Source organism: Micromonospora sp. D75 (genome assembly GCF_018070405.1).
In the GTDB taxonomy this organism is placed as follows: Bacteria; Actinomycetota; Actinomycetes; order Mycobacteriales; family Micromonosporaceae; genus Micromonospora; species Micromonospora chalcea.
Window position 1 is genome coordinate 1 of record NZ_JAGPXV010000400.1, and the last position, 5,481, is coordinate 5,481.

Consider the following 5,481-nt stretch of genomic DNA (forward strand, 5'->3'; position numbering starts at 1 on the left):
ACCTGCACGGCGAGGTCTACCGGGGCACCGACGGCTGCGCCGGGGACATCGGCCACATCCAGGTCGACCCGAACGGTCCGATGTGTTCCTGCGGCAACGTCGGCTGTCTGGAGGCGGTGTTCAGCGGCGCCGCGCTGGCCCGCGAGGCGACTGTCGCGGCCCGCACCGAGGTCTCCCCGGCGCTGGCCGAGCGGTTCGCCGCCCGGGGTGTGGTGACCGCGCTGGACGTGGCGCAGGGGGCGATCGAGGGGGACGTCTCCTGCATCCAGCTCATCCGGGACGGCGGCCGGCGGGTCGGCAGCGTGCTGGCCGGGCTGGTCAGCTTCACAAACCCGTCGATGATCGTGATCGGCGGCGGACTGGCCCAGCTCGGCCACATCCTGCTCGCCGAGATCCGCAGCGTGGTCTACCGCCGTTCGCTGCCGCTGGCCACCGGCAACCTGCCGGTCGTCCTGTCCGAACTGGGCCCGCGCGCCGGCGTCGCCGGCGCGGCCGTGCTGGCCAGCGACCTCGCGTTCGGAGAAGCAGCATGAGCGACACCGGGAAACCACTGGTCGAGGCGCCCGCGGACGCCGTCGCGGGCGAGGTGGTCCTGCGCCTCACCGACGTCGTCAAGACGTTCCCGGGGGTACGCGCGCTCGACGGCGTGCAACTGGAGGTACGCGCCGGCGAGGTGCACTGCCTGCTGGGGCAGAACGGCGCCGGCAAGTCCACGCTGATCAAGGTGCTGGCCGGGGTGCACCGGCCGGACTCCGGCGAGGTCGTGTGGCGGGGCGAGCCGGCGTCGTTCGCCAACCCGCAGGCCGCCATGCGCGCCGGCATCGCCACCATCTACCAGGAACTCGACCTGGTCGACGACCTGTCGGAGGCGGAGAACGCGTTCCTCGGCCACGAGCCGCGCCGGTTCGGCTTCGTCCGGCGGGGGCACATGGCCCGGCGTACCCGGCAGATCCTGGCCCGGCTCGGCCACCCGGAGATCCCGCCGGGGCGGCTGGTGCGGCACCTGCCCGCCGCCGGCAAGCAGATCGTCAGCATGGCGCGGGCGCTCTCCCACGAGGCCCGGCTGATCATCATGGACGAGCCGAGCGCGGTGCTGGCCCACGACGAGGTGGCGAACCTGTTCCGGATCATCCGGGAACTCACCGCGCAGGGCATCGCTGTCATCTACATCTCGCACCGGCTGGAGGAGATCCGCGAGATCGGCGACCGGGTCACCGTACTCAAGGACGGCCGGACCACGGCGGCGAGCCTGCCGGCCCGCGAGACGCCGACCCGCGACCTGGTCGCCCGGATGACGGGCCGGACCATCGAGTACGTCTTCCCGCAGCGCCCGGCCGACCACGGGGGTGGCGCGGAGCTGCTGCGGGTGGACGGGCTGACCCGGCCCGGCGAGTTCGCCGACGTCTCGCTCCGGGTCCGGGCGGGAGAGATCGTCGGCATCGCCGGGCTGGTCGGCTCGGGCCGGTCGGAGCTGCTGGAGACCATCTTCGGCGCGCGCCGGGCGCACGCCGGGACGGTCCGGGTGAACGGCCGGACGCTGCGTCGCGGGAGTGTGGGCGCGGCGGTACGGGCCGGGATGGGCATGGCGCCGGAGGAGCGCAAGAGCCAGGCGCTGCTGCTGGGTGAACCGATCTACCGCAACGTCACGCTCGCCACGTTCGGCAGGTACGCCCGCCTCGGGTTCACCGACGCCGGGCGGGAACGCGCCGAGGCGGACCGGATCGCCGAGTCGCTGGAGCTGCGGCCCCGCGACGTACGGCGGCCGGTGCGCACGCTGTCCGGCGGCAACCAGCAGAAGGTGGTGGTCGGCCGGTGGCTGCTCGGTGACACCCGGCTGCTGCTGCTCGACGAGCCGACCCGGGGCGTGGACGTGGGCGCCCGCGCCGAGCTGTACCAGGTGATCCGCGATCTGGCCGCCCGGGGCGTCGGGGTGCTGCTGGTCTCCAGCGAGGTGCCCGAGGTGCTGGGCCTGGCCGACCGGGTGCTGGTGATGCGGGAGGGCCGGGTGGTCCGCGAGGCGCCGGCCGGCGAACTGGACGAGAACACCGTGCTCGACCTCGTCATGGCGGGGTCCCTCATGGAAGGCGCACCGGCATGAGCGATGTAACCGAATCCGCCCTGCCCGCGCAGTCGCCGCCGGTGGAGCGGACGGAGACCGCCAAGGTCGACGCGCCGGCGAAGCTCTCCTGGTGGCGCGGCGACGGCGGGGAGGGCGTCAAGCGCAACCTCGGCCTGCTCGCCACGCTCGTCGTGCTGGTGGTCATCGGCATCCTGACCCGCCCCGACCTCTACGGCGACCCGAACTGGGTGTGGGGCAACACGCTCACCATTCTCAAGCTCGCCTCGGTGGTCGGCGTGGTCACCGTCGGCATGACCTTCGTGATCATCGGCGGCGGCATCGACCTGTCGGTCGGCGCGATCGTCGCGCTGGCCGGGGTCTGGTGCACCACTGTCGCCACGCAGAGCTACGGCGCGGGCGGCATGATCTTCACCGCGCTGACCGTCGGGCTCGCCGTCGGCGTGGTGAACGGGCTGCTCGTGTCGTACGGGCGGCTGGTGCCGTTCATCGCCACGCTGGCGATGCTCGTCGCCGCCCGGGGGCTGGCGGCGGAGATCTCCGACAAGCAGACCCAGGTGTCGGGCAACACGTTCATCAACGGCATCGCCAGCACGAACGTGCTCGGCATCCCGCTGCTCGTCTACATCCTGGTGGCGGTGGTGGCGGCCGGCTGGGTGCTGTTGAACCGGACCACGTTCGGCCGCCGTACGGTGGCGGTCGGCGGCAACCCGGAGGCGGCCCGGCTCGCCGGCATCAACGTGCGCCGGCACACCGTGCTCCTCTACGCGCTGTCCGGCCTGTGCTGCGGCATCGCCGCGGTCATGCTGACCGCGCAGGCCACCTCCGCGCAGGCGGCGATGGCCAACCTCTACGAGCTGGACGCGATCGCCGCCGCGATCATCGGCGGCACGCTGCTCAGCGGCGGGCGGGGCACGATCATCGGCTCCCTGCTCGGGGTGATCATCTTCTCCACGATCACCAACCTGTTCGCCATCAACAACCTCTCCGCCGAGGCCCAGAACATGGTCAAGGGCGGCATCATCGTCGCCGCCGTCCTGGTCCAGCAGGTGCAGTTCGGCAGCCTCACCCAGTTCCTCGCCCGTAACCGGGCCACCACCACCTGACCCCACCCGCGCGCACCCCGGCTGCAGTCGTACCGACTGCGGTCCGGCCCGCCACACCCGAAACCACCCCACCACCTCATCCCAGGAGGCGTCATGAGAACACCGCGCCATGACCTGTCCCGCCGCCGGCTGCTCTTCGGCGGGGCCGCAGTCTCCGCCGGGGTGCTGCTCGCCGGCTGCACCAGCAACGAGCAGAGCCCGACCGAGGCACAGACCAAGGCGGCCGGTTCCGGCGCCAACACCGAGCCGGGCAAGAAGGTGACCATCGGCTTCTCCGCCCCGGCCGCCGACCACGGCTGGATCGCCGCCATCACCAACAACGCCAAGGCGCAGGCCGGGGCGTACCAGGACGTGGAGCTGAAGTCGGTCGAGGCGGGCGCGGACGCGGCGGCCCAGCGGGCGGCGCTGTCCACGCTGATCTCGCAGAAGCCCGACGTGATCGTGCTGCTGCCGCACGACGGCAAGGAACTCAACGCGTTCGGCCTGGAGGCGATGAAGGCCGGCATTCCGGTGGTGAACCTGGACCGGGCCTTCCCGGACGCGCGCGCCTACCGGTGCCAGATCAAGGGCGACAACTACGGCATGGGGGTGGCCGCCGCCACGTACATCGCCGAGCAGCTCAAGACCAAGGGCGTGAGCAACCCGGTGATCGGCGAGATCCCCGGCATCGAGTCGCTGGAGCTGACCCAGGAACGGTCCAAGGGGTTCGCCGACACGCTCGCCTCGTACGGGTTCAAGGTCGCCAACCGGCGCCCCGCCGAGTTCACAGTCGACTCCGGCCAGCAGGCCGCCACCGGCCTGTTCCAGGCACTGCCGAAGATCGACGCGGTCTGGAACCACGACGACGACCAGGGCATCGGCGTGCTCGCGGCCGTCAACCAGGCCAACCGCAAGGAATTCATCATGGTCGGCGGCGCCGGCTCCAAGAAGGCCATGGAGGACATCGCCGCCGACAACACGGTCCTCAAGGCCACAGTCACCTACAGCCCGTCGATGGCCTCCTCGGCCATCTCCCTGGCCCGCCTGATCGGCCAGGGCAAGGGCATGTCCGACCTGGTCGAACTCCAGGTACCGAAGGAGATCGTGCTCGCCTCCGAGACGATCACCAAGGAGAACGCGAGCGACTACCTGAAGCTCGGGTTCTGACACACGGGGGGAGACCCACCTTGTCCAGTCACGACAGCATCCTGCGGGTCGGCATGGTCGGCTACGCGTTCATGGGCGCCGCGCACTCCCAGGCGTGGCGCACCGTGAACCGGGTGTTCGACCTGCCGTCCCGGGTACGGATGGCGCTCGTCTGCGGCCGGGACGAGCCGAAGGTGGCCGAGGCCGCCGACCGGCTCGGCTGGGACGGCTACACCACCGACTGGCGGCGGCTCGTCGAGTCCGACGAGATCGACGTGGTCGACATCTGCACGCCGGGGGACAGCCACCGCGAGATCGCGCTCGCCGCGCTCGCCGCGGGCAAGCACGTGCTGTGCGAGAAGCCGCTGGCGAACAGCGTCGCCGAGGCCCGCGAGATGACCGGGGCCGCGGCCCGGGCCCGCGAGTCCGGGGTACGCGCGATGTGCGGCTTCAACTACCGGCGGGTGCCGGCTGTCGCCCTGATGCGGCAGCTGGTGGCCGACGGGCGGATCGGCGAGATCCGGCACGTCCGGGCGGTCTACCTCCAGGACTGGATCGTCGACCCGCAGTTCCCGCTGGTGTGGCGGTTGCAGAAGGACAGGGCGGGCTCCGGCGCGCTCGGCGACATCGGCGCGCACATCATCGACCTGACCCAGCACGTCACAGGTCAGCTCGTCAGCGGGGTCAGCGCGCTGACCGAGACGTTCGTCCGCCAGCGGCCACTCGTCGCCGGGTCGAGCGGCCTGGCCGCGCAGGCCGACGGCAACGGCAGCGCCATGGGCCAGGTGACAGTGGACGACGCGGCGGTGTTCGTGGCCCGGCTCGACGGGGGAGCGCTCGCCACGTACGAGGCGACCCGGTTCGCCACCGGCCGCAAGAACGCCCTGCGGGTCGAGATCAACGGCTCGCGCGGCAGCGTCGTGTTCGACCTGGAACGCCTCAACGAGCTGGAGTTCCTGGACGCCACCCGGCCCGCCGCCGAGCAGGGCTTCAGCCGGATCCTGGTGACCGAGCCGGACCATCCGTACCTGGGTGCGTGGTGGCCGGCCGGCCACATCATCGGCTACGAGCACTCCTTCACCCACCAGGCGCGCGACTTCGTCGAGGCGGTCGCCACCGGCGCCGCCCCGGCCCCGTCGGTCGCCGTCGCGCGGCCGGTCCAGCGCGGGCGCG

The 5,481-nt window shown here is 71.9% G+C and carries 5 protein-coding genes; all 5 read left to right on the plus strand.

Features of this window, described 5'->3' with window-relative positions:
• On the plus strand, positions 1–533 hold a 533-nt coding region (locus tag KBX39_RS21560; RefSeq protein WP_210872195.1), incomplete at its 5' end, for an ROK family protein.
• Positions 530–2,098: a sugar ABC transporter ATP-binding protein gene (locus KBX39_RS21565; RefSeq protein WP_210872197.1), complete on the plus strand. Its 1,569-nt coding sequence runs from the start codon at positions 530–532 to the stop codon at positions 2,096–2,098. The genes KBX39_RS21560 and KBX39_RS21565, both read left to right, overlap by 4 nt.
• Positions 2,095–3,183 (plus strand): ABC transporter permease, encoded by a 1,089-nt coding sequence (locus KBX39_RS21570; protein WP_043329086.1) that lies wholly within the window; start codon positions 2,095–2,097, stop codon positions 3,181–3,183. Before KBX39_RS21565 ends, KBX39_RS21570 begins: the two co-directional genes overlap by 4 nt.
• 93 nt (positions 3,184–3,276) lie before the next feature.
• Positions 3,277–4,329: a substrate-binding domain-containing protein gene (locus KBX39_RS21575; protein WP_043329088.1), complete on the plus strand. Its 1,053-nt coding sequence runs from the start codon at positions 3,277–3,279 to the stop codon at positions 4,327–4,329.
• A 20-nt stretch (positions 4,330–4,349) separates the two neighbouring features.
• Positions 4,350–5,481 (plus strand): Gfo/Idh/MocA family protein (locus KBX39_RS21580; RefSeq protein WP_210872199.1); only part of this gene is annotated, 1,132 nt, incomplete at its 3' end.

What these genes read in the sequence shown, in the direction of transcription:
- KBX39_RS21565 (WP_210872197.1), top strand. Translation starts at nt 530, where the DNA reads ATGAGCGACACCGGGAAACCACTGGTCGAGGCGCCCGCGGACGCCGTC.
- KBX39_RS21575 (WP_043329088.1), top strand. Translation starts at nt 3,277, where the DNA reads ATGAGAACACCGCGCCATGACCTGTCCCGCCGCCGGCTGCTCTTCGGC.
- KBX39_RS21570 (WP_043329086.1), top strand. Translation starts at nt 2,095, where the DNA reads ATGAGCGATGTAACCGAATCCGCCCTGCCCGCGCAGTCGCCGCCGGTG.